The organism is Agromyces sp. NPDC058126 (assembly GCF_042884595.1).
Lineage (GTDB): Bacteria > Actinomycetota > Actinomycetes > Actinomycetales > Microbacteriaceae > Agromyces.
The window spans coordinates 166338-190427 of record NZ_JBHVTS010000003.1 but is presented as its reverse complement, the minus strand read 5'-3'; the positions used below and the strand labels follow the sequence as shown (position 1 = coordinate 190427).

The following is a 24090-nucleotide window of genomic DNA, read 5'->3' as shown; positions in this document are numbered from 1 at the left end:
GCCGTCCCTCCCGGATCAGGCGTAGGACGGGACCAGATCCGGGAGGATGCGGCGGCCTCGGGGCTCCGCCGCCGGCATCCCCCGTCCCACGGGCGTGAGGGGGCGAACATGGCCAGGGCGACGGACCTCATCGAGGCGATCCGCACCTCCCCTGCGATCGCCGACGACGCACTGCGCGCCGCGCAGCTCGGATCGGATGCGGCGCCCGTCGACCTGCGCGCGATGACCGCGGCGGCGCGGGTGCTCGGGCTCGACCCGGCGGAGTTCTGCGTCGAGCGGGTCGCGGCGATGCATCTCATCCCGGTGTTCCGCGATGCGCTCCGGGTGCGCGGAGCCTCGGTGGGCGTGCATCGAGCGTCCCCGGGGCATCCCGAGACGAACCACCCTGCCCAGGGGCATCCAGCGCCGCCCGGCCACCCGGAGCCGGACGAGCCTTCGGACCGTTTCGACCCCGATCTGCGGAACCTCTTCCTCGCACGGGCCAAGCGGATGCGCTGCAGGGTCTTCGTCGGCGGACGCCTCGAGGGCAGCGGTTTCCTCGTCGGGCCCGACCTCGTGCTCACCGCTTGGCACGTCGTGCGCCGCGCGATCCGGAGCGGATCGACGGACGTCACGGATGTCTCGGTCAGACTCGCCGACGGCCGCGTGTTCCACGTCGCGCCGCACCTGGCGTACTCCTCCGAATGCGGCACGGCCGAACTCCTCCAGCACGCGCCGGGCAGCGACGCCGACGTCGCGGGCAAGCACGATGTCGTCCTGCTCAGGCTGAAGGAGCGGGCGGCGCGCTCGCTCGGCTACGCGGAGCTGCCCGAGTCCGCGCCGAGCGTCACCGACGCCCGGTCGATCTACCTGCTGGACTTCCCCGCGGGGTGGGACCGCGGGTTCGGTCAGGGCCGGGCCTCCTCGATCCGCGACCTGACGACCAGGCTCCAGCACAGCGTGAAGACCGACGGCGGATCGTCGGGCGGGGCATGCTTCGACAGCGAGTACACGCTGCTCGGCCTGCACCAAGGGCGGTACGGCTCGAAGCGGAAGGACGGCAAATGGCAGGCGGGCCGGCTCGTCCCCCTCTCGGCGTTCTACGAGGGCATCCGGCCGGCCGTGACGACGGCGATCCGCCCGGCGGCGCTCTGGCGTCTCGGCGACGGCCTGGAGCATCCGGTCGTCGGGCGCGACCACTTCATCGAAGCCGTCGCCGCTGCCGGCGAGCCGGCAACCCGGGTCCGAGGCGTCCGGCTCAAGCGTCGCGACCCCACCACCGTCGACGACGACCAGACCGGGTTCGGGTTCTCGGCGCGGATCCTGGAGGAGCTCCTCCAGCGCCGGGTCGGGCGGCATGTGCTCATCCGCGTCCCGCTCGACCAACTCCTGGACGATGTCGCCGTGGACATCGCGATCCGCGCCCGCGCCGCCGGCTTCGCGGTGGACGCGGGTGACGGCCTCGACGGTGCCACGCTCGCTGCCCGGCTCGATGCCGCGGCCGGCGACCGGACCGCGTGGGTGTTCGTGGACGACGCGTCGCGCCAGCTCACCGAATCCGGGCGGATGCATCTGGAATCGTTCGTCGGCGCGGCCCTCGAGTGCGAGCACCTGCGCCTGGTGATCGCCGGTCTCGAGACGGTGCAGTTCGGCGGGCTCGAGTTCTCGAGCGCCGGAGCGGCCTCGGGAGAGGGGTCGCGGGGGCTCGTCGTCGACTACGTCGGCACGTTCAGCGCCGCCGACGTGCGCGACTACCTGACCGCCGCGCTCGAATCGGTGGGCGTCGAGCCGAATCCGGACCTGATCGAATCTCACGCCGAGGTCGCGCTCATCGACCGTCCGCACGTGAACGGCGCGTACCCGACAGCCGTGCTCGCGGACATCGCGCCGCAGCTCGGCAAGGTCCTCAAGTTGCTCGGCGGTGCGGCGCTCCGCGCCGAAGGAGGCGGGTGATGGACACCGGTGCCGGCACCGCCGCTCCGCCGTCCGCCGACGGCGAGCGCCACCGGCCTGCACGCGCCGAGCACGCCGCCGAGGAGGCCAAGCGGTTCGCGGCGCTGTCGGGGCCCTTCGACCCGGCCGACGCGCTCCGGGCGGTGGAGTCATGGTCGCGCCTCCGGCCCTCGGAGCTGACCGCGGTCGCCTCCGCCCTGTCCCGTGTCTGCGAAGCGAGCGGAGCAGAGGGGCTGGGGTCGCTCGACACCGCCGACGCCCTCTGGCTGATCCGCGGCGTCGAGCGACGGCGCATCCTCGGAGCCCTGTCGGCGGAACCCCGGTTCCAGGACCGCGTCGCCGAACGCCGCGCTCAGGCGGAGCTCGACGGCGACCGCGCTACGCTCGACCTCCTCGACGCCGTCGACGGCGTCGGGATGTTCACGGACGCGGCGATCACGAGGCTCCTCGAGCGCACCCACCGACCGATCGGCGCCGTCGGCGAGGACGATCGCGGTCTGCTCGCGCGGACCTCGACCGGCCTGAGCTGGGCGAGCGGCCTCGCGCTGTGCGCGGCGCGCCTCACGGAGGTGCGCGCGGTCATCGTGCGGCTCGGCCTCGAGGAGCGCCGGGCGCGGATCGGCGCGGCGGCCTTCGCGGCGGATGCGGCGGATGCGGCGGATATGGCAGCGGATGCGGCGCAGGATGCCACGCACGCCCTCCCGTCCGACGTTCAGGACTGGATCGCGGAAGCCAGGGCCGCTCCGCGCGGCCGGCTGCAGCGCCGCTCGCTGCCCGTCGGAGCGGCCTCGGCGAAGCTGCTCGACCGGCTGGCGAGCGCGGCCGTGCCGGTCGACGACGTCGCCGCGATCCGGCTGGACTTCGCCCGTCCTGGTCTGGACGTGCAGGACGCCCCCGGGCTCGTCGTCGAGTTCGCACGGCAGGCGTCCGTGCAGCTGCGCGGAACCGAGCGCAGGCTCCTCGCTGCGCGCAAGCGCGCCGCCGCCGCAGTGCCCGGCCAGCGGAACCTCAAGGGCGACACCCGGGAATCGGTACCGCCGGAGCTCGCCTCGGCGATCGGCGAAGCGTTCGCAGAACCATCCCGGCCCGGCGGCGGCGCACCCGTCGCCCTCGTCGTGATCGAACATCTCGACGCGCTCCGTTCGCGCGGCGGCACGACGCATCCCAGCCGGTTGCTGTTCCTGCTCGACGAGCTGGCCGAACTCGCCGACATCGCCGTCACCGCGATCGGCGAAGGCCTCGACGAATCCGGGCCGGCAGAGCTCGCGGACCCGGGCGCACGGCTGCGCGACCTGAACGGCCGGTCCGACTGGCTGGAGGGCGACGCTGTGTTCCGCACCGCCTACCGCGGCGTCCCGCCCGCCGCCGGCGCCCCGGATGCCCCGGACGTCCTGACGTTGCTCTGGCGAACCGGCCGCTGGGCCCAGGCGCACGCCGCAGCGGAGCTGGGCGACGGGTTTGGAAGCCGGCTCGCCGACGACCTGCGCGCGAGACCGCTCGACGCGTTCTGCCAGCTCGAGCTCGCCGCCGAGCTCGAGTTCGCGCGGCTCGTCGTGGAGCTTCGGCCCCCGCCCGCCGTACCCGGGGCGCGCGACGCGCAGCCGCCGGACACCTGGACCGAACTCGGGCGGCTCGCCGTCGACCGGATCGCCGGGCCGTCCATCCCGCTGCTCGGCGGCGGGGCCCTGCGCTTCGCGCTGCACGCCGCGGGATTCCCGGTGCACCGGCCGGCGCCCGCCGTCGACGCCGCCGGCTCCGCGGTCTCGACCTGGTACGCGCCGCCGTCGAATCGCGCGCTCGACGCGAGCGGCCGACGCATCGACAGCCGGCTCGGCGTCGACGCGAACGATCGGCCGTGGCCTGCCCATCGCCGAACGGCCGGGATCGCCCGCTCGCTCGCCGCGCTCGTCCCGCACACCGACGTCCTCGACACCATGAGCCGCCTGCCCGAGCATGCGCACCTCGCCGAGCACGCCATGAAGGTGATCGGCCCGCTCGACGCGGTCGGCCTCCTGGCGCCCGGTGGCGCGCGATGGCATGTGCGCCGTCCGGTGCCCGATTCGCTCGCGCTCGAGACGCTGACCGACCTGGGCCTGCTCGCCGAGGTCGCGGGCCTCGCGGCGTGGCTCCGCGAGGACGACGACCTCCGCTCGGTGGCCGCCGCGGCCGAACGCTGGCGTCGCACGGCGGCGGGCCGGTGGGCGTACGGCGTTGTCGAGGAGAGCGCCGCTGCGCCTGCCGCGATCGCGGTCGACGTGTCGATCGCGGATCGCCTGACCCGGCTCGCGAGCGGCGACGGGCCTGCGCTCGCGATCGCAGAGCTCGCGGCATGGCATCCGGATGCCGGCTCCGGCGACGCCGTCCTCGATCTCGTCCGCGACCGCCGGCCCGAGGCGGTGGCGGCGGCGGAGGCCGCAGCGGACGCCGCCGACGGCTCGACCGGCCCTGCCGCGCTCGAGGCGGCAGCGGCCGCCCTGCTCGACGGCGATGTGCCCGCCGCGCTCGTCCCGGGCGTTGCGACCCTCCTGCGCGGAACCGGCCGGCGCGGGACATCCACTCTCCGACCCAGACCACCGATCATCGACCGCGAAGCAGCACCCCACCGAAAGGAGACCGTCATGTCGATCCACGATGGCGACGAGGCACAGCGCCTCGGAAGCCTCCGTCGGGAACTCAACCGTTCCGACGCACTCCGAGCCGCCGTCGAGCGGTTCGTCACCGACCAGCGCCTGCCCGAGACCGTCGTGCCGCCGAACGTCGTCGAGGCCGTGAACGACCGAGGCGCAGAGGCGCTCGAGAGCGCCGACGGCGTCGACCTGCTCGAAGCGATCGTGCAACGCGTCGGCCGGCCCCCGATGCTGGTGAGGAACGGCGAGGTCGAGATCGGCCCCGACGACCTGGTCGACTTCCCCGCCGGAACCGATGCGCTCATCAAGGGCGCCGAAGCCCTGATCCCGTCGGTGGGCCGGGTCGAGTTCCTCAACCATCGGATGGCGTGGGGCGGAACCGGGTGGGTCATCCGCGAGGACGGCGACGCTCGCGTGGTCGCCACCAACCGGCACGTCGCGAAGCTCGTGGCCGAGCGCGTCGCCGACGGCAGCGGCGCCTTCCTGCGCTCGCCGAGCGGGGTCCTCTACCGGGCCAACCTCGACTTCAAGGAGGAGGTCACCTCCAATCCGGGGGACGCCACCCCCTTCAAGGTCGAGAAGGTGCTCTACCTCGCCGACGACCTCTCCGCCGACGTCGCCCTGCTGCGGATCGTGGGCGACGACCTGCCGTCGACGTTCGAGCTCGCCGACGAGGAGGCCGAGCGGGACGCGCTCGTCGCCATCATCGGATATCCGGCGTTCGACAGTCGCAACGACCAGAACCTCATGGCGAAGTACTTCGGCGACATCTTCGACGTCAAGCGCTTCGCGCCGGGCAAGGTGCTCCAGCCGCTCGGCGGAGGCGGCAAGCTCACCCACGACTGCACGACGCTCGGGGGGAACTCCGGATCGCCGCTGTTCGACCTGCACACGGGCAAGGTCGTCGGGCTGCACTTCTCGGGCCTGTTCGGCGTCGAGAACAGCGCGGTCGGCGCCGGAACGCTGCGTGCCCTCGCCGCCGGCGAGCGGCCGGTGGTCGGCGGGTTCGTCCCGCGACCCGACGCGGTTCCGGGACCCGAGGCGGCGGGCGACGGCACCCATCGAGTCGACCACTTCGACGGACGCGAAGGTTACGACCCCGACTTCCTCGGGCACGGCCTCTCCGCGCCCTGGCCGGTGCTGTCGGACGAGCAGGAGCAGGCCCTCGCCGCACCGAGCGACGCCGACGACGACCGGCCGCACGAGCTGCGGTACCTCCACTTCGGCGTGAAGTACCACCTCGCCCGCAAGCAGCCGTTCACGACCGCGGTGAACATCGACGGCGAACACTTCGTGCAGTTGAAGCGATCCGGCGACAAGTGGTTCCAGGATCTGCGCATCCCGTTGGAATCCCAGCTCGGCAAGGACGACTACCGCGACCGGAACCTCGATCGCGGCCACATGGTGCGCCGGCAGGACCCGAACTGGGATCCGGCCGCACGCAACAGCGGCGAGGTCACAGAGCTCGTGCGGCTCGCCAACGAAGACACGTTCCACTACACGAACAGCGCGCTCCAGCACTCCCGGCTCAACCAGGGCGCACAGCTCTGGCTCGGCCTCGAGGACTACATCCTGAACAGTGCGCAGACCGAGGGGCTGAAGGCATGCGTGTTCACGGGTCCGGTCCTGCGGCCCGGCGACCCCGCCCACGACGACAGCGGCGTGCAACTTCCGGTCGAGTTCTGGAAGCTGGTCGTCATGGCGGCCGCGCAGAACGACGGCCAGCCGAAGCTGCACGCCACGGCGTACGTGCTGAGCCAGGGCGACCTCCTGCGCGACCTGCTCGAAGGTCGCGAGCTCGTCGAGGCCGTCGAGGGCTTCGCGTTCGGCGCGTACCGGACCTTCCAGGTCTCGGTCGCCGACCTGGCGGACGCGTTGGACGTCGACCTCGACCACTACCTCGCCGCCGACCCGCTCGGCACCGGCCCCGGCATCGAGGCCGTCGAGGCCGGTCAGCCGGTGTTCCTGCCGCTCGACCGGTTCGACCAGATCGTGACCTGACAGGCCCGCGCACGTGTTGTCGCCGGTGCAGGAGATCGGGCGATTGCCCGCTGTGGGGGCGGATGGGTCCCGATCTCCTGCGCTGACGACCACGGCGCCGGCGTTTCACCCGTGAACGCAGCGGCCGGTTCGAACGCTGCGCCGGGTTTGCCGTACGCGCGCCGGAAGAGGGCGCCCGCTCAGGGCACCCCTTGTCGATGTCCGTGGCCTCGTCTACGGTCGAGCACATGGCCTTCATCGAGGCCCGGGGGCTCGTCAAGCGCTACCAAGTGCGCAAGGCGCCACCGGTAGCAGCGCTCGCCGGCGTCGACCTGTCGGTCGAGCAGGGCACGGTGCGCGCGCTCCTCGGCCCCAACGGCGCTGGCAAGACCACCGCAGTCAAGGTGTTCACCACGCTCCTCGTGCCAGACGAGGGCACCGCGACCATCGGCGGTATCGACGTGCTGAGGCACGGCGATGAGGTGCGCCCAATTATCGGGGTGTCGGGCCAGTACGCCGCCGTCGACGAAGACCTCACCGGGCTCGAGAACCTCGACATGGTGGGTCGCCTCTATCATTACCCGGCCCGTGAGTCGCGACGCCGGGCGCACGAGCTCATCGATGCGTTCGAGCTCAGCGAGGCGCAGAACCGACCGGTGAAAGGCTTCTCGGGCGGCATGCGGCGCCGCATCGACCTCGCAGGCGCGATCTTCTCGAAGCCCCAGGTGCTCTTCCTCGACGAGCCGACGACGGGTCTCGATCCGCGTAGCCGCTTGGGGATGTGGGAGATCATCCAGGGCCTCGTCAGTGAGGGCACGACGGTGTTCCTCACAACCCAGTACCTCGAGGAGGCCGACCGGCTCGCCGACGCGATCTCTGTGATCGACGGCGGGCTCGTCATCGCCGAGGGCACCGCCGACGAGCTGAAGGCACAGGTCGGCGGGCAGCAGATCGAGCTCACCGTCGTCGACCCGGGTGACGCCGGTCTCGTGCTCGCGGTGCTCGAGCGGCACGGAGCATCCGATCCTCGCACATCCGACGACGGGCGCACGTTCACCGTCGGCGTGACCGAGGGCCCACGCGCACTCGAGTCCACGCTCACCGAACTCAACGCGGTCGGGGTGCGCATGCATGACGCAGGCATGCGGCGCCCGACGCTCGACGACGTGTTCCTGAAGCTCACCGGCCACTTGGCCGAGACCGATAACGCCGCCGACCAGCCGGCGCACGAGCGGGCGGAGGCGGGCCCATGACGACGATCGCGCGACCGGCGGCATCTGGTCTCCGTCGTCCGACTGGGCTCAACACCTGGTACACCGACGGATGGGCGACGACGAAGCGCAACCTCATCAAGATCAAGCGCGTGCCTGACGTGCTCGTGTTCACGACCCTGCAGCCGATCATGTTCGTGCTGCTATTCACATACGTGTACGAGGGGGTGATCGACATTCCGGGCATCAGCTACACCGAGTTCATCATGGCCGGCATTTTCGCGCAGACCATCGTGTTCGGTTCGACGTGGTCGGGCTCGGCGATGGCGCAGGATCTGAAGAACGGCATCATCGACCGCTTCCGCACCTTGCCCATCAGCCACTCGGCGGTGCTCATCGGCCGAACCAACGGCGACCTCGTGATCAACTCCCTCTCGATGGTCGTCATGATCGTCGCGGGTCTGATCGTCGGCTGGCGCATCACCACGAGCGTCTGGGAGGGGCTCGCCGGCATCGCGCTCCTGCTGCTCTTCGGCTACGCGTTCTCGTGGGTGATGGCGTTCCTCGGCATGAGCGTTCGCAGCCCCGAGGTCATCAACAATGCCGCATTCATCATTCTCTTCCCGCTCACCTTCCTGTCGAACGCGTTCGTGCCGTCAGAGACCCTGCCGGGTCCGCTCCAGACATTCGCTGAGTACAACCCGGTTTCGGCGCTCGTGCTCGCTGCGCGCGAACTGTTCGGCAACGTGCCGCCCGGATACCCAGAACCCGACGTGTGGACGCTGCAGAACCCGATCGCCACCTCGCTCATCGGCATCGCCCTCATGCTGCTCGTCTTCGTGCCGCTGTCGATCCGAAAGTTCGGCCGGGTGTCGACCAGGTCGTGAGCTCATCGAACAGAGTTTCTGGGGGCAGCCGCATGGCTCGAGGATCTGCCGGCCGGCTCGGTCGGCCCGCGTTCGAGCAGTGATCCCCGACTGAGCGCATTCACCTCCGGCGTCTGGAAGCGACCCGACCTGGCCGGTGACTGCGATGCTCAGCGGGCATCGCAGCAGAACCGGATGGGTCGTGGACGGTGCGCCATCCAGCACGTCACACTGGGGCCCGATCGACCCCCGCTTTCGGATGACCTGAAGGAGTTCCCGTGCGTCGCCCCGTATCGATCCTCGTCTGCAGCACGCTCGCCGCCGCCTTCTTCGTCGGCCTCGGCGTCGCACCCGCCTCGGCCGCCGTCTCACCTGTGCCCGGCGACCCGCTCACCGGCTCGGGAGCGGTGAGTCGCACCGTCCTCACCGCCGCACAGCTTGCGGCGACCACCGCACCTTCAGCGACGGTGGCGAACAGCGCGTTCGCGCTCCCCTCGAGCGCCGCCGCGCCCACGAACTCTTTCGAAGGCACGCTCGCGCTCACCGGTGTCGCCACCTCCGGGAGCTTCACGACGCTGAAGGACACCTACGGCTACGCCGCGACCGCCGCACTCAAGCATCTGCCACCGTTCTCGGTTCAGCTCGTGCAGAACGGCAGCCATCTCGTGCCGACCGCGCGCGGCCTGCAGATCACCGGCAGCCCGTACTGGAATCTCGCGGTCGGCGCCGGACGCGCGTGGAACGAGAACGGCGACAGCGGACAGACCCGCGCCGCTCTGCCCTTCGCGCTCATCGAGCGCAACGCAAACTGCGTGCACAACGGTGTGCTCACGTTCCTCTTCACCGCGTCCTCGGTGTCGAAGGTGCGCTACCAGGTCACCAGCGAGACCTGCGAGTACTTCCAGTTCGACTTGTGGGGCCAGACCGGCGCGACGTACACACCCGCGACGGTGTCCGGCGCGGAGGCGGCGAAGAACGCGTATGCGGCCGAGGTTGCCGGCCGACTGCCGACCAAGCCGATCGCCGCGCTCGCCACCGACTACCCGTCAGCCGGTGTCGACCTCGCTGCCTTCGGCGGAGGAATCACCGCAACCGCCCTCAGCACCTACGGGTTCCTGTACGGCGGCGTCAATTACGTCGGTTCCTGCCCGACGAGACAGGGATCGTACCCGTATTGCGGGCAGCTTCTGCTGCCCTCGTACTCGACCGCGAAATCGGCGTTCGGGGGCATGGCGCTCATGCGTCTCGGCCAGAAGTACGGCACCTCGGTCGCGGGCGAACTGGTGCGCGACCACGTCGCCGAGGCCGGCTCGAGCGCGTGGAACGGGGTGACCGTGCAGCACGCGCTCAACATGGCGACCGGCAACTACACCTCGCCCGACTACGAGGTCGATGAGGCGGGATCGACGATGTCGTCGTTCTTCGTCGCGGAGAGCTACGCCGACAAGATGACCGCCGCGCTGTCATTCCCGCACAAGGCCGCGCCGGGGAGCATCTGGACCTATCACACCTCCGACACCTTCCTGGCGACGCGCGCGATGGACGACATCCTGAAGGACAATGCCGGCTCGGGGGCCGAGCTCTTCGCGATGCTGCGCGACGAGGTGCTGAAGCCGGCGGGTGTCGGCCCAGACTCGCTCACCACGCTGCGGACCGGCAACTCGTCGACGGGCGCGGCCTTCGGCGGCTACGGCATGTTCTGGACGCAGGACGACATCGCCAAGGTCGCGAAGCTGCTCACCGTCGACGACGGCGTCGCCGGCGGCAACCAGGTGCTGCACCCGGGTATCCTCGATGCCACGATGCAGCGCGACCCTTCGAACCGTGGCATCGTCACGACCGGATCGGTGCCTTTCCACTACAACAACGCGTTCTGGGCACGCGACTTCAGCTCAGCCGACAACAGCGCATTCACGACGCCGTTCTCCGTACCGTTCATGTCGGGATTCGGCGGCATCTCGGTCGTGCTCATGCCGAACGGTTCGAGCTACTACGTGTTCAGCGACAACAACGAGTTCGCCTGGAGCAACGCCGTGGTGCAGTCGAACAAGCTCGCGCCCATGGCCGGGGGCGGCGGGGGTGGAACCTGCGCCCGGGCGGAGTTGCTCGGCAACGGCGGCTTCGAGACCGGAACCGCCGCCCCCTGGTCGGCGAGCCCTGGCGTGATCGACAGCCGCACGGCACTGCAACCGCCTCGCACAGGATCGTGGAAGGCGTGGCTCAACGGCTTCGGCACCGCGAACACCGAGATACTCAGCCAGACCGTCACGATTCCCGCCGGCTGCACGAACGCGAAGCTCGAGTACTGGCTGCGCATCGATTCCGCGGAGAACCTGCCGAATCCATACGACACGATGCGGCTCACGGTGACACCGTCGGGCGGCTCGGCGTCGACACTCGCGCAATGGTCCAACCTCGATGAGGCCGGATATACCAAGCGGAGCCACGCACTCGGAGCCTACGCGGGCCAGACCGTCACGCTCACCTTCACGGGCAGCGAGGATGCTTCGCTGCAGACGTCGTTCGTCATCGACGACGCGACGATACCGGCTGCCGGCTGAGCCGTGGCGCCCCGGGGCTCCTGCCCCGGGGCGCCACCTCCGGCTGCGTCTCCGATAGAACAAGGGTGATTCGGCGGAGCTGAATGCGCTCCCGATCGGGACGCGCTCAGGACCACCCGATGAGCACCCGATTGCTATGTCATGATCTCGATGGCCCCGGTGCCGGTGAGGTTCAGGAACATCCGGCCGTCGCCTTCGACGAGTGTGAGCAGCACGGCTCCGCAACCGCGGCACCGCGCGACGCTGCCCGCTGCGCTGCGATAGACGAGCGCGGTCGCCAGTTCCGCGACCGCGCCGCAGCCGTTGCATCGTGCACGCGCCGTCGTCGGGTCGAACGCGAACACCCCGGCGAGCGGGCCCGCGAGCAGATTGCCGTCGAAGTGCTGCATCAGGTTCCTCCGTAGCGTTCGGTGCGGATTGCGCCCTGGTCATGGCCGAGTTCGATGAGCCAGGCGGCGACGCGCTCGACGAAGCCTGTCGAGCCGCAGACGTACACGATCGGCCCTGCCGCGGCGTCGATCGCCGCCGCAGCGAGGCGTTCGCGAGTGATCCGGCCGACGGGAGCACCCGTGCCGGCAGGCGCAGTCCGCGTGTAGACGACGTCGACGGCGAGCGGGGCGGGCCCGCGGTGCGCCTCCTCGAGCTCGGCCGCGAAGAACACGTCGGCAGGCGTGCGCACCGAGTAGAGCAGCCGGAATGGCGTCGCATCGCCCGCGTCGGCATGGGCTCGCGCCATGGCGACCAACGGCACGACGCCCGATCCACCGGCGATGAGCTGCACCGGCCGGCCGACGGCCCCTGCAGCGGGCGGCTGCCACACGAAGAACGCGCCGAGCGGCCCGTGCACCTCGAACCGGTCGCCGGGGCGCAGTTCGTCGACGAGGAACGGCGACACCTCGCCGTCGGGAAGCCGGTCGACCGCGAGCACCACGCGCTCGCCGTCGCCCGACGAGGCGATCGAGTACGAACGCGTCGCCGTGTAGCCGTCGGGCGCGGTCAGACGCACGTCGAGATGCTGGCCCGCCAGATTGCCGGGCCAGCCGGCCACGTCGAGCGAGATGCGCGCCGCCGACGGGGTCTCGCGCCGAGTGTCGACCACCTCGGCGACGTGCCACCCGGTTCGCGGCGCAGTGGCGAGCTGCGGCATCCCGGTCACCAATAGCGCTCCTCCTGCCACGGATCGCCGTGGAGGTGATAGCCGTTCTGCTCCCAGAAACCAGGGTCGTCGCCGGGCATGAGTTCCAGCCCGCGTACCCACTTCGCGCTCTTCCAGAAGTAGAGGTGCGGCACGAGCAGTCGCGCCGGCCCGCCGTGCTCGGGGTCGAGCGGCTCGCCCTCGAACTCGAATGCCACCCAGGCCTTGCCGTCGAGCAGATCGTCGAGCGGCACGTTCGTCGTGTAGCCGCCGTAGCTGTGCGCCATCACGTAGTCGTACTCGGTGTCGACGTCGGCGAACAGCGTGTCGAGCGAGATGCCTCGCCAGGTGGTGCCGAGTTTCGACCAGTGCGTGACGCAGTGGATGTCGGTCGTGATGTCCTCGATCTCGAGCTGCATGAACTCGTCCCAGTTCCACCTCCGCTCGCCCTGCTCGGAGCGGATGGCGAACTCCCACTCGGCGGTGTCGACCTCCGGCGTCGGCCCGGCCGACAGCACCGGGAAGTCGTGCACCAGCGTCTGCCCGGGCGGAAGACGATCGTCGCGTTCACGATCGCGACCGGTGAAGCCCCTGGTGACGAACGACATCGCGACCCCCTTCGCGGGAGCGGCCGCCGCCGCGGCGGTCGCGTACAGGCTCAGCCTGCCACGCCGCCGCGCGACGCGCTACGGACCGACGGCTGGCGATCGCCTCACTCACCTCCCCGAGTTGGAAGCGTCGGCAATACTGTGGATGTGGAGTATGTGTCCAGGGTGCCCGGTCCGCCGTTGGACGGGCTGATCGGCGACCTCTACTACCTGGATGGCGTTCCGCCGTACTCCCGGCTGTTGCTGCCGGCGGCGCCCGCGCCGTTGCTCATTGTCAATCTCGGGGCGCCGTTCCTCATCCGCGCAGGCACCGACGTCGAAACCGTGGAATACGCCGATGGCTGCGCGGTCACCACGCCCACCCATGCGTGGGAGTTCGGCTACCCGACCCCGACGCGGTCCGTGGGCGTCCACTTCAGGCCATGGGGGCTGGCACCGTTCCTTCCGATGCCCGCGGCCGAGTTGTGCGACCGACCGGCGACGGTGGAGCAGATCTGGGGTCGGTCCGAGGTCGCCGAGTTGCGACACCGGCTGGACTTGGCCGGCGCACCGCACGAAATGCTGATGTTGCTCGAGGAGGAACTGGTGCGACGGCTGCGCCCGATCGACGGCCTGGATCTCGTCCGCCACCTGAGCAGCGCCATCGCGGAGACCCGTGGAGCAGTGCCGATCAGCGAACTCGGCGTCGCCGCCCGCGCTAGCAGCACGTACGTGGCGAAGCGATTCAAGGACATCATCGGCATCACACCGAAACGACTGGCGCGCAGCTACCGATTCACCGCCACCGTGTTGGCGCTCGACGTCGCCGCACCGATTGACTGGGGCGACGTCGCCGCCGCCGCGGGCTACTTCGACCAGGCCCACTTCGTCCACGAGTTCCGGGAGTTCACCGGGCTGACGCCGACGCGGTATGTCGAAGTCCGACAGCGCTTTCAACGCGAACATCCCGACCACGAGCTGGACGGCTGGCCGCTGCCAGCGGATTGATTCCTTACAAGAGCGACCGCTCTCGACACACGAGACTTGGGACTTCAGACAGAGGAGGAACCCATGGGAAAAGTGGTCATGAATGCGTCGGTCTCGGTGGATGGTTTCATCGCGGCTGAGAACGACGATCCCGGTCCACTGTTCGAATGGTTGGTCAGCGGCGACGTGCCGTTGGACGACAGCGGCGTACTGAACGTGTCGCAGGCGTCGTACGACCACATCCGGCCGTACTGGGACCAGATCGGGGTGACGATCGCCGGCCGCCACGTCTTCGACCTCACGGACGGCTGGGACGGGAAGCCTCCGAGCGGGATCGACCACGTGGTCGTCGTGACGCACCGGCCGGCGCCCGAGGGCTGGGACTCCAACGCGGCGTTTCACTTCGTCGACGGGATCGAGGCGGCCGTGGCCACGGCGAAGGAGCTCGCGGGTGACCGCACGGTCGAGATCGCCGCCGGCGACGTCGGCGGCCAAGCGCTCGCCGCAGGTTTCGTCGACGAAGTACGCATGGACGTCGCACCCGTCGTGCTCGGGTCCGGCAAGCGCTACTTCGGCTCCGTCGACTCGCAGCACCTGCTGGAGGATCCCGACGTGGTGGTTCAGGGCAACCGGGTGCTTCACCTGCGGTATCAGGTGCGTCGTTGACCGATCTCAGCGCCGCCGCCTCGTGGGCGAGAATCCGATGCGTAGGGCGGACGGGACTTGAACCCGTGACCGATGGGAGCCGACTGCGATTTCAGAGTTTCCCCAACCGCTGGCGATGCCTCGACTGATCTGGCGCTGATCAGCATCTTCTCGTGCGTCACATTCGAACTCCTCCAGAATACCCCGCCTGCTCCTCGGTCCACTTGGAAGGCCCTCGGATCGATTGGCGGTGAATATGTGGTCGAGATCTGCTGCTGAGAGCCCGCGACGCTGATGCTCGCGCATCGATCTTGTCGTGCACGCCCCGTGCGATCTAGGCGATTCCCTGATGCCAAGATGAAGCCGCTCAAGTGGGGCTCAACCGCCGGAGTGATGGCGGCAGGCAGCTCCTAGTCAGCATTTCGGTGCGGGCTCTGTGGTAGTTAGGCTGAACTCGAGTCGCAGGGAGTCGGTTTTTGTCAGCACGATGGCGGTGCCGTCTGTGGCCGTCCAGGCTCGGGGCAGCAACAGGAGCTGACCTCCTTCCTGTGTGATCAACGTGAGGCCGTCATAGCGATAGCCGAAAGCTCCTTCCGCATCGGAGCACGCCGTCTCAGTCACTCCTTCGCCGCCAAGGCTCAGACTTCGCTCCGAATAGACGACGACACTTGGCCATGTAGGCAGGGCGCGGACGACGTCTTCTGCGCGTTGAGATCCGACACGGGCAGACCAATCGCCCACAGCCCAGAACAGACCGACGCTGATCAGCATGATGACAGCTGTCCATTCTGTGACCGCCCATGACGCGCTCCGCCGCCGGGGTGGCCGGTCACTCCGCACCCCGAGCCGGCGCATCGACGCGATCGCTCCTTCCAACAGGAGAACGCCGAAGACAAGCGCAAGGCCGCCGAGTGACGGACGGTCTAGGAACCACGTAGGTCGCACAAACGCCACACCAGCGACGGTGGTGAGCGCGAGCCCGAGCAACGAGAAGACGGGTGCTGCGACTTGCACGATGCGATGGATGGATTCCTGACTCAACTGCGGTGCGAGCAACTGAAACAGCCACGCCACGAACAATACTGCTAGGGACGCGATGCTGAACGGAAACAGCAACCCGTCCGCGCTCCGGAGGATGTAGTCCTCAGGGGAGAGTTCGAAGACGCTGTAGTCCACGCCGAATCCGCCAAAGAACCAGTACGCATGAATGAGGCCGAAGTAGAACATCAACGCGGTAATCAGAGTCAAGGGAGTGATGATCGCCGCTATCCCCTTCACCACCCGCCAAGGTCCCGGCTCAGCCGCACGTTCGATGTCGCGCGGCTCTCCGGGGGGGTGTGCGACCGCGTCCATCGTGGTGGGCCCTGCGTTAACCGGTTTCCGGGATTGCCGTTTCACGCTCGGCCGCGTTTCATTTCTCGATCAGTCCGTTGCCGGGCTCCGGAAGCTCGGGCGCAGGAATGAGTGAGGGTTGTGGGTCATCACCTTCAGGGTCGTCGCTCGGAGTGACGTCTTCGTCGCCCGGCGGCAGATCCTCGCAGCGCACGTTGACGAAAACGACGATGTTGCCCCCTGCGGGAACGTCGACGTAGGCGCCAGACTCTGGAGGAGGGTTCAACACCGAACCCTCTACCTCGCGAATGGTGTCGCACACCGTGCCGTCCTCGAGCTCTAGGCTCAGCCCGACCTTCGTCACAGAGACACATTGCGCGCCTCCGCAGGCCGAACTGATTCCCGACTGCAGGTCGGCCAGACCCGAGGCGAAATTCATCCCCATCAGCTCGTCTGTGGGCAAGGGGATCCGCAGCGGACTGGTGATCGCGTCCGGCCCGGATGGCTCGTCAGCCTCTCCCTCATCTTGATCACTGCCAGGAGAATCGGATCCAGGGGCGGGCGGGGTCGACGTGGGCGTCTCGGTCGTGGAAGGAGTTGGCGAGGGTGTCGATACCTCACCCGTCGAGGCGGACCCGATCGGCGAACACCCGACGAGCAGCACACCAACGAGAAGAACCAGCCCAACTCGCACGCGTTCGAATGTGAAAGCCACAGTCCTACCTCCCCCAAGCGAGGACGTCATCCTCCAGCCTTAGGCCGCGAACACCAACCGCGTCCGCGTAGCTGATGAGGCGCGTGATACGGAGACTTAATGCCTCCGCTTCGTCGAGACGCCGCCGGACATGGAATCGCTCTTGGGCAGCCCTCTTGCACCGGGACAGTGCCGGTGGTGACGCCATCGCCATTGCCCGCCTGACCTGCCTCGAAGGCAGCCTGACGCTCCAGTCCCGGGTATGACCGGGAACCTGCGTACTGGCGTCGAATGTCAACTCTGATGAATGGAACACGTGCTCGGCCCCACGGTGTCGTCGATCCGCACCGCGCTACTAACTCAGACCGGCACAGGTTTGACTTCTTCAACCGCTGACCGCCTCAATGCGCCACACACTACGCTCCCGCGACAACGACGGCAATCGCCGCTGTGATTCATTGGCCGAACGGCATCGTTGTCCAGCTGGGACTCGCAAGTGACCGCGAGAGCTCGACGGGGATGCGTATTCAGGGAGGCGGCGGAAACCACTACTAGCTCGCCGCGAGGATCCCCTTGTCGCGGGTGAGCAACGTGGGATGACGGCTTCGACCAAGAAGGGGCGCGCGGTTACCTCGGACGCTGACGAGGAGCGTGGGCACCCGTGAAAGCATCCAGCTTGGCGAGCTTATCCATAGACCTCTTGCCGGACGGTGCTCGTCCGGAAATGATCGACGACCCGACGAACGCCGCGATGAGATCGCGCTCGAACTGGCCAAGGACGGCTCGCCGGTTTCGCTCACGACACGCGAAGTCCGAGCGACCGGCCGGCGTGTGGAGCCGCAGGCGCCGGTCCCGGTCATCGCGAAGGTCCGGTACCGCGTGGTCTACGAGGAGCCGCGCAACATCGGGGCCGAGGCGATCGACTGGACTCGCGGAGCTACCTTCGCGTAGCCAACCATCTGATGCAGAGCAACATGACGCCGCCTCCATTCGTTGAACAGCTCCTGACCGCGGCGACTCAGATCGCATCTACCAATGCGCCGTTGGCCCGACAGACCCTCAACACCTTGTTGAGCCTCGGCTATTCACCCGCACGTGCGTACCTCGAGTCGATGGGGTGAATCGCCCCGACACTGTTGACCCCTGTCTCAGTTGGCCGCACCTGCGGTGGCGACGTGGTCATTGGCGCGGACAGGCACGAAGTGTCGTCCCGTGGCGTGCTCGCGGCCATTCTTGACGCGGCCGTGAGGGACCGCCGCATCCCCTCAAATCACGCCCGAGGCGTTGGCTTGCCGCAAGGTAAGCCGGGAGCACGTGCACCTCAGCCATCAGCAGGTCGAACAGCTCGCTCGATGCCCCAACCAAGAATGTCGTTGCGGCGGATGGCACAACTCCATGCGAAGCATCCTGATTGGAGCCGAGCATGTACTGTCACGTGATCGGGACCGCCGCTCGCACGCATCCGACCCGCGAGCTCGAGTTTGAGGACGGTCTCCGCGCCCTTCCGGCTCTTCGCCGTGGCGGTGACTCTTCGAGATCGACCGTCCCAGTCGCGAATTCTCGTGGTGGCACGAAACCTCCCCGGTGCGTATTCAGTCGTGGCAATCGATCCGAAGGTGCCGACGGGCTGGCGTGGCCGGCCCGCCATCACTGCTCGCCCGATCCAGCGATCGCGTTCCCAGGTTCGTGCATACCTTCCAGCCGGTGCAACACGTCGGAGATGCGGAAGCGGATCTCTCGTCCCACGCGGATGCCAGCCAGCCCTCGGCCATCGGTGCGCAAGTCGTAGATCGCCTGTACGTGCACGCCGAGATACTCGGTGAGTTCGCTTGTCGTCAGCACTGGCTCGAGTCCGAGCCCTGCAAATCGTTCGGTGTCCATAGTGGACAGGTACACGTTGCGCTGCAACGTACCCAGTTCACTGATCAGACAGAAATCAAGGTAGGGCGGACGGGACTTGAACCCGTGACCGATGGATTATGAGTCCACTGCTCTGACCGGCTGAGCTACCGCCCCGCGCGCCGCGTCACTCGGGGAGCGCTGCCGGCGCGACATCGGTGACCGGGTCGGTCACCGGCCTCCCACGATACAGGCTCTCGAACGTCGAGAGCGTGCGCTGGATGTCGTGGGCGGCGATGAGCCGGATCGACTCCTCTTTCAGCCGGCGGTACTCGTCGGGCGACGCCTCGAGCACGGTGCGGAGCTTCGCCGCAAGGTCTTCGGGGTTCGACGGCTCGAAGAGGTAGCCGTTCTCGCCGTCGTGCACGAGGTGCGGCAGTGCCATCGCGTTCGCGGCCACGACGGGCAGCGCCGAGGCCATGGCCTCCATCGTCACGATCGACTGCAGTTCGGCGATCGAGGGCATCGCGAGCACGGATGCCCGGTGGTAGGCCTCGCGCAGCTCCTCGTCGGTGACGTAGCCGGTGAAGGTCACCCGGTCGGCGATGCCGAGCTCGACGGCGAGGTGCTCGAGGTTGCGCTTCTGGTCGCCCCCGCCGACGATCTCGACCTTCGCGTCGAGCGAGGCCGGCAGCAGCTTCAGGGCGCGCAGCAGCACGTCGATCTGCTTCTCACCGGTCACGCGGCCGACGAAGAGGATGCGGTTCTCGGTGCGCTCGTCCCAGTTGGGCGAGTACTTGTGCGCGTCGATGCCGCAGGAGATGGCGTGCACGTTCTCGAGGCCGGTGTGCTTCTCGAGGAACTGCGCGGCGCGGCGGGTCGGCGTGGTCACGGCCTCGGCGCGGCCGAAGGTACGGCCCGCAGCCTTCCAGGCGAGGCCGACGGCCCAGTCCTGCCAGGCCTTCGGCAGCAGCGAGAACTCGAGCATGTTCTCGGGCATGACGTGGTTCGTGCCGATGATGCGGATGCCGCGCTTCTGCGCTTCGATCGAGAGCCCTCGGCCGACGACGATGTGCGATTGGAAGTGCACGACGTCGGGCTTCACCTCGTCGATGACGCGGGCGCTGTTCTGCCGGATGCGCCACGGCAGCGCGAAGCGCAGCCAGTCGTGCGGGTACCAGCGCCAGCTGAGCAGGCGGTGCGCGGTGAGCTCCTGCCCCTCGTGCACCTCTTTCCAGGTGCCGTGCTTGCGGCTCGCGGCCGGGGCCATGATGTGCACGTCGTGGCCTCGTTCGACGAGACCTGCGGCGAGGCGCTCGGCGAAGCGGGCGGCACCGTTGACGTCGGGGGCGAAGGTGTCGGCACCGATCAGGATCTTGAGGGGGCGATCGAGCTCGGCGCCGGCGGGCGTACTCGCACCGGGGGTGTCAGACACGGGTCGTGTTTCCTCACAGTTCTGGGGGCGGGACGGTCGGTCCCGTCGAGTCCACGGCGCGCGCGATGGGCGCTCCGGACTGAATCCGACCCTAGTCTACGCAGCGCAGCCGTGCGGATGCCGTAAGCGCATGTCGGAAGCTCGGGGCGAAACGCGCTCAGAGCCTCGTCTGCGGGTGGTTCCTCGCGAGCTGGAAGACGCCCCACACGGCGATCGCGCCCGACACGACGTAGACGATGATCGCCCACAGCGGCGCCTGCGACGCCTCGCCGAGGACGGCGATGCCGATGATGACGGCGACGAGCGGGTCGACGACGGTGAGGCCGGCGATGACGAGGTCGGGCGGGCCCGAGGCGTAGGCGTTCTGCACGAAGTACGCGCCGATGGCCGTCGCCGCGAGCATGCCGAAGATGCAGAGCATCGTGAGCCAGCCGAATTCGCCCTGCTCGATCTTGCCGAGCACGACCTTCGCGAGCGTGGCGACGAAGCCGTAGACGACGCCGGCCATGATCACGTAGTAGATCGCCCGGATCTTCGCGCGGAAGAGCACGAAGGTGATGCCGGCGACCGCGAGCACCACCGCGAGGATGATGAGGATGACGATCAACTGGCGGTCGGTGACGGGCTTGTCGACCGCGGTGAAGGCGGCGACGCCGACGAAGAGGAACACGCCGCCGACGCACATGATGATCGCGATGATCGATTTGCGATTGAGCTGCACGTGGTTCACGCGCGAGTTCACGATCGAGGTGACGACGAGCGCGATCGCCCCGAGCGGCTGCACCACGATGAGCGGTGCGAAGTAGAGGCTCGAGAGCTGGAACACGATCGCGAGGCCCAGCATGAGGGTGCCGATGACCCACGACGGGCGCGCGAGCAGCAGCGCGAGCTGCTTCAGGTTGAGGCCCTTGCCGAGCGTGTCGGTCGTGTGCTTCTCGACCTTGACGACGCCGCGGTGCTGGAACTGCGCGCCGAGCGAGAGGAAGACCGCACCGATGAGCGCGAGCGGGATACCGATGAAGGTCTGGGGGTCGAGCGGGATCTGCTCGACGATTTCGCTCAGGTCGGGATCCACGCAACGACCCTACCCGTTCGCCGACGGATATCCTTGCCGAATGGCCGTGCTCCCCATTCGAATCTCCGGTGATCCGGTGCTGCACTCCCCCGCCCGCCCCGTCGAGACCATCGACGACGAGCTGCGCACGCTCGTCGCCGACCTGTTCGAGACGATGGATGCCGCGCCCGGCGTGGGGCTCGCAGCCCCCCAGGTGGGCGTCGGCCTGCGCCTCTTCACCTACGGCTGGGTCGACGAGGAGGGCACGAAGTGGCGCGGCGTCGCCATCAACCCCGAGCTGTGGATCACTCCCCCGCCCGCCGGGGAGCCCGACCTCGACGAGGAGTCCGAGGGCTGCCTCTCGTTCCCGGGCGAGCGCTTCGGCCTGCGCCGCGCCGAGCACGCGATCCTCCGCGCCACCGACCTCGACGGCGAGCCCTTCGAGATCGAGGCCCACGGATGGCTCGCCCGCATCTTCCAGCACGAGTTCGACCACCTCGACGGCACCCTCTACACCGACCGGCTCGGCGAACGCGACCAGAAGATCGTCGCGAAGATCAGCCGCAAGCTCGGCTGGGGTCGCCCCGGTCAGCAGTGGATGCCAGGGGTCGACAACCTTGAGGGCTGAGTTCCACGGCGGATGCCACGTGCGGCGCGCCGCACGCTCGTGCAGCGTCGCGCACGTGGCATCCGCTCAGGTGAACGCGCGGATGCCGGCGGCGACGGCCGCCGCGACGATCACGACCACGACGAACGGCACACGCAGCGCGTAGAGCGCCGCCGCGACGATCACCGCGGGGACGCGCGCATCGATGACAATGTCCTGCCCGGCGCCGAGGGTCTGCACCGCGATGAGCGCCGCGAGCAGCGCCACGGTGAGCAGGTCGGCGATGCGCGCCGGACGCTCTCGTTCGAGGAACCCGGCGGGCACCAGGTGCCCGGCGAGCTTCAGGGCGAGCGTCGCCGCCGACGCGATGAGGATGATGTGCCACGTCGTCATGCGGCGCGCCTCCGGGAGAACAGGTCGAACCAGCCGACCACGACGGCCACGACCGCGGCGACGAGCACCGGCAGGCCGGGCATCAGCACCGGGGTGGTGAGCGTCGCGACGACGGCGGCGCCGACGGCGACGGCACCCGCCTGGAATCGCTTGAGCCGAGGCCAGAGGAGTCCGAGGAACGCTGCGGCCGCGGCGGCATCGAGCCCCCAGGCGCGGGTGTCACCGATCGCGTCGCCGATGAGGGCGCCGGCGAGGGTGGTGAGGTTCCAGCCGATGAAGATGACGACGCCGGTGACCCAGAAGCCCGTGCGGGCCGCGCGGTCGTCGGACTGCGCGAGCGCGACGGCGGTCGACTCGTCGATCGTGATCCAGGCCGCGGCGACCCGTCGCCACACGCTCGCGGGGCGGCCGTCGGCGCCGGGCGGCGTGACGAGCGGCTTCATGCGCATGCCGTAGATGACGTTGCGGATGCCGAGCATCGCCGCGGTGGCGATCGCCGAGCCGCCCGCCGCGACGCCGCCTGAGGCCAGCACGCCCACGAGGGCGAACTGCGAGCCGCCCGTGAACATCACGAGGCTGAGGAAGCAGGTCTGCCAGACGTCGAGCCCCGCAGCGACCGCGAGGGCGCCGAAGGAGATGCCGTAGACCGCGGTGGCCAGGCCGACCGCGAAGCCGTCGCGGCGGGCCGCGCGGCGGGCGGCGGCGAGCTCCTCGACGCCGAGCTCGACGGTGCCGTCGGTCTCTTCGGTGTCGTCGGTCTCCTCAGGAAGGACGTCGTCCGGGCGCTCAGTCATTCCGCGCCTCCGTCGGGCCGTCGCCGGCGGCGATCCGCCCGGCGATGCGCAGTTCGAGGTCGTCGAGCTCGCCCGAGACATCCGTGACGAGCCACGCACGGTCGCGCTTGCGGCCGGTGATCTCGCGGATGACGCCGGCCGCCTCGAGCCGCGCCACCGCGGGCGCCAGGTTCGCAGGACCCGAACCCGTGACCCGGCCGATCTCGTCGATCGAGAAGACCGGGTGATCGAGCATCGCCGCGATGAGCTTGGCCCCCGCCGAATCGGCCCGGAACGGCACCGCGGCCGCCCACAGCTGCGGAAGCTCGATGAGGCGCTCGGCCGAGACCCGCGACTCCTCGGCCGCGAACCGCAGCCCCTCGGCGAGGTCGGCGACGAACGGGGCGACGCGACCGGCGCGGTACTCGTCGATGAAGGCGAAGTAGCGCTCGCGCTGCGCGAGCAGCGCGCTCGCGACCGGCACGACGCTCGTGCCGGTGACCCCGCGGCGCCGCAGCACCGCATTGATGATGGCGCGCCCGATGCGGCCGTTGCCGTCGGTGAACGGGTGGATCGACTCGAACTGGGCGTGCCCGACCGCCGCCTGTACGACGATGGGCACGTCGTCACGATTGAGGTAGGCGACGAGATCGTCCATGAGCGGCTCGACCCGACCGGGCGCCGGCGGAACGTGGAGCGCCGCACGGGGAGCGTGATCGCTGCCCCCGATCCAGTTCTGCATCGTGCGCCAGCGACCGGCGTACCGCCCGTCGAGCGGGTCGTCGCCGAGCAGCCGTCGGTGTGCTTCGAGGATCGCCTCGCATGTGATCTCACGGCGGGCGCCGGCCTCGTCGACGAGGCCGGCCAGCGCGCGCGTCGCCGCGACCATGCTCTGCGCCGAGCTGTTCGCGCGGCTGCCGGCGAGGGCTCGAGCGAAGTCCTCCGCGCTCGCGTCCTCGTACTCGATGCGGCTCGAGGCGACCGAATCGGTGCGCATCAGGAACCGGCCGAGCGCGGCCAGGCCGCCGGTCGCGTGTTCGGCCCGCGCGATCTCGACGACCGCGCGCTCGCACGCGGCGGCGAGGCTCGGAGGCGCCTGAAGGTCGAGCCCGGCGATCATCGGCGGAACGCTCGCGTCGACGTGGTCGAGGGTGCGGTCGTCGCGACTGCCGCCGCGGATCGCCTGGCGCCACGGAAGACGCTCGACCGCGTGCGGGGGCCAGTCGCGCGTCTCGACGAGATTGCTCACACGCCTCACCCCTCAACTGACATCTTCTCGCACGAGAGTATCACTTCAGCTACCTAAGTGGTCATACCGCGACCACTGATTGCACCCCTGTGCTAGCGTCATGGCGATCGTGACCCGTCGACAGGAGGTGAGACCCATGACCGCAGTATCCGCAGTGGGCGCTCCCCCGAGTCCACGATCGCG

At 69.1% G+C, this 24090-nt stretch carries 20 protein-coding genes and 1 tRNA gene; 9 read left to right on the top strand and 12 right to left on the bottom strand.

All coding sequences use genetic code 11. The annotated features are described in order from the left end of the window. Positions 1-108: 108 nt before the first annotated feature. From ACFVTR_RS09875 to ACFVTR_RS09855, 5 genes are all read left to right on the top strand, one after another. Positions 109-1932, top strand: a complete 1824-nt coding sequence (locus tag ACFVTR_RS09875; RefSeq protein WP_387036896.1) for a trypsin-like serine peptidase — start codon at positions 109-111, stop codon at positions 1930-1932. Beyond that, entirely contained in the window at positions 1932-6560 is a 4629-nt protein-coding gene (locus tag ACFVTR_RS09870) for a DNA/RNA non-specific endonuclease (protein WP_387036894.1), read from the top strand. The genes ACFVTR_RS09875 and ACFVTR_RS09870 overlap by 1 nt, the downstream gene beginning before the upstream one ends. A 227-nt stretch (positions 6561-6787) precedes the next feature. Beyond that, a complete protein-coding gene (locus ACFVTR_RS09865; RefSeq protein ID WP_387036892.1) occupies positions 6788-7792 on the top strand; it encodes an ATP-binding cassette domain-containing protein in 1005 nt (334 codons plus the stop codon). Next, entirely contained in the window at positions 7789-8637 is an 849-nt protein-coding gene (locus tag ACFVTR_RS09860) for an ABC transporter permease (protein WP_387036890.1), read from the top strand. Before ACFVTR_RS09865 ends, ACFVTR_RS09860 begins: the two co-directional genes overlap by 4 nt. A 257-nt stretch (positions 8638-8894) precedes the next feature. Beyond that, entirely contained in the window at positions 8895-11177 is a 2283-nt protein-coding gene (locus ACFVTR_RS09855; protein WP_387036889.1) for a hypothetical protein, read from the top strand. Between the two features lie 134 nt (positions 11178-11311). Here the strand turns inward: ACFVTR_RS09855 and ACFVTR_RS09850 are convergent, their stop codons facing one another. Genes ACFVTR_RS09850 through ACFVTR_RS09840 form a run of 3 tightly spaced genes read right to left on the bottom strand, consistent with a single transcriptional unit; the run spans position 11312 to position 12920 of the window. Next, entirely contained in the window at positions 11312-11566 is a 255-nt protein-coding gene (locus ACFVTR_RS09850; protein ID WP_387036887.1) for a DUF6510 family protein, read from the bottom strand. Then, positions 11566-12324, bottom strand: a complete 759-nt coding sequence (locus ACFVTR_RS09845; RefSeq protein ID WP_387037741.1) for a ferredoxin reductase — start codon at positions 12322-12324, stop codon at positions 11566-11568. Before ACFVTR_RS09845 ends, ACFVTR_RS09850 begins: the two co-directional genes overlap by 1 nt. 5 nt (positions 12325-12329) lie before the next feature. Continuing rightward, the gene (locus ACFVTR_RS09840; RefSeq protein WP_387036885.1) at positions 12330-12920 is read right to left on the bottom strand and encodes a sulfite oxidase-like oxidoreductase; all 591 of its coding nucleotides are present in this window, start codon (positions 12918-12920) and stop codon (positions 12330-12332) included. Positions 12921-13100: 180 nt separating this feature from the next. On the opposite strand from ACFVTR_RS09840, the gene ACFVTR_RS09835 reads away from it, so the two are divergent. Together ACFVTR_RS09835 and ACFVTR_RS09830 are read left to right on the top strand one after the other, a co-directional pair. Further along, the gene (locus ACFVTR_RS09835) at positions 13101-13907 is read left to right on the top strand and encodes a helix-turn-helix domain-containing protein (RefSeq protein ID WP_387036882.1); all 807 of its coding nucleotides are present in this window, start codon (positions 13101-13103) and stop codon (positions 13905-13907) included. Between the two features lie 63 nt (positions 13908-13970). Next, positions 13971-14552 (top strand): dihydrofolate reductase family protein, encoded by a 582-nt coding sequence (locus ACFVTR_RS09830; RefSeq protein ID WP_387036880.1) that lies wholly within the window; start codon positions 13971-13973, stop codon positions 14550-14552. Between the two features lie 393 nt (positions 14553-14945). Here the strand turns inward: ACFVTR_RS09830 and ACFVTR_RS09825 are convergent, their stop codons facing one another. Both ACFVTR_RS09825 and ACFVTR_RS09820 read right to left on the bottom strand, forming a co-directional pair. Further along, positions 14946-15884: a hypothetical protein gene (locus ACFVTR_RS09825; RefSeq protein WP_387036879.1), complete on the bottom strand. Its 939-nt coding sequence runs from the start codon at positions 15882-15884 to the stop codon at positions 14946-14948. Between the two features lie 58 nt (positions 15885-15942). Beyond that, complete coding sequence (locus ACFVTR_RS09820; protein ID WP_387036877.1) at positions 15943-16326, bottom strand: hypothetical protein; 384 nt, start codon at positions 16324-16326, stop codon at positions 15943-15945. An 882-nt stretch (positions 16327-17208) separates the two neighbouring features. On the opposite strand from ACFVTR_RS09820, the gene ACFVTR_RS09815 reads away from it, so the two are divergent. Then, positions 17209-17508, top strand: coding sequence for a hypothetical protein (locus ACFVTR_RS09815; RefSeq protein WP_387036875.1), 300 nt, complete (start codon positions 17209-17211; stop codon positions 17506-17508). A gap of 696 nt (positions 17509-18204) precedes the next feature. Here the strand turns inward: ACFVTR_RS09815 and ACFVTR_RS09810 are convergent. The 4 genes from ACFVTR_RS09810 to ACFVTR_RS09795 all read right to left on the bottom strand — a co-directional run bounded on the left by ACFVTR_RS09810 (position 18205) and on the right by ACFVTR_RS09795 (position 20906). Beyond that, positions 18205-18438: a helix-turn-helix domain-containing protein gene (locus ACFVTR_RS09810; RefSeq protein WP_387036873.1), complete on the bottom strand. Its 234-nt coding sequence runs from the start codon at positions 18436-18438 to the stop codon at positions 18205-18207. 61 nt (positions 18439-18499) lie between these two features. Then, positions 18500-18573: transfer RNA gene (locus ACFVTR_RS09805), tRNA-Ile, on the bottom strand. A 10-nt stretch (positions 18574-18583) separates the two neighbouring features. Further along, entirely contained in the window at positions 18584-19831 is a 1248-nt protein-coding gene (locus ACFVTR_RS09800; protein WP_387036871.1) for a glycosyltransferase, read from the bottom strand. Positions 19832-19988: 157 nt separating this feature from the next. Further along, positions 19989-20906 (bottom strand): DMT family transporter, encoded by a 918-nt coding sequence (locus ACFVTR_RS09795; protein WP_387036869.1) that lies wholly within the window; start codon positions 20904-20906, stop codon positions 19989-19991. A 40-nt stretch (positions 20907-20946) separates the two neighbouring features. On the opposite strand from ACFVTR_RS09795, the gene def reads away from it, so the two are divergent. Further along, positions 20947-21513 carry a peptide deformylase gene (def, locus tag ACFVTR_RS09790; RefSeq protein WP_387036867.1) on the top strand — a complete coding sequence of 189 codons (567 nt, stop codon included), beginning with the start codon at positions 20947-20949 and terminating at the stop codon, positions 21511-21513. A gap of 66 nt (positions 21514-21579) precedes the next feature. Here def and ACFVTR_RS09785 read toward each other — a convergent pair whose 3' ends face one another. From ACFVTR_RS09785 to ACFVTR_RS09775, 3 genes are read right to left on the bottom strand one after another with little or no spacing between them, the layout of a single operon-like run. After that, positions 21580-21885, bottom strand: coding sequence for an AzlD domain-containing protein (locus ACFVTR_RS09785; RefSeq protein ID WP_157424409.1), 306 nt, complete (start codon positions 21883-21885; stop codon positions 21580-21582). After that, positions 21882-22679 (bottom strand): AzlC family ABC transporter permease, encoded by a 798-nt coding sequence (locus tag ACFVTR_RS09780; protein ID WP_387036864.1) that lies wholly within the window; start codon positions 22677-22679, stop codon positions 21882-21884. The genes ACFVTR_RS09785 and ACFVTR_RS09780 overlap by 4 nt, the downstream gene beginning before the upstream one ends. Then, positions 22672-23907: a Fic family protein gene (locus ACFVTR_RS09775; protein ID WP_387036863.1), complete on the bottom strand. Its 1236-nt coding sequence runs from the start codon at positions 23905-23907 to the stop codon at positions 22672-22674. The genes ACFVTR_RS09780 and ACFVTR_RS09775 overlap by 8 nt, the downstream gene beginning before the upstream one ends. Positions 23908-24090 lie beyond the last annotated feature (183 nt).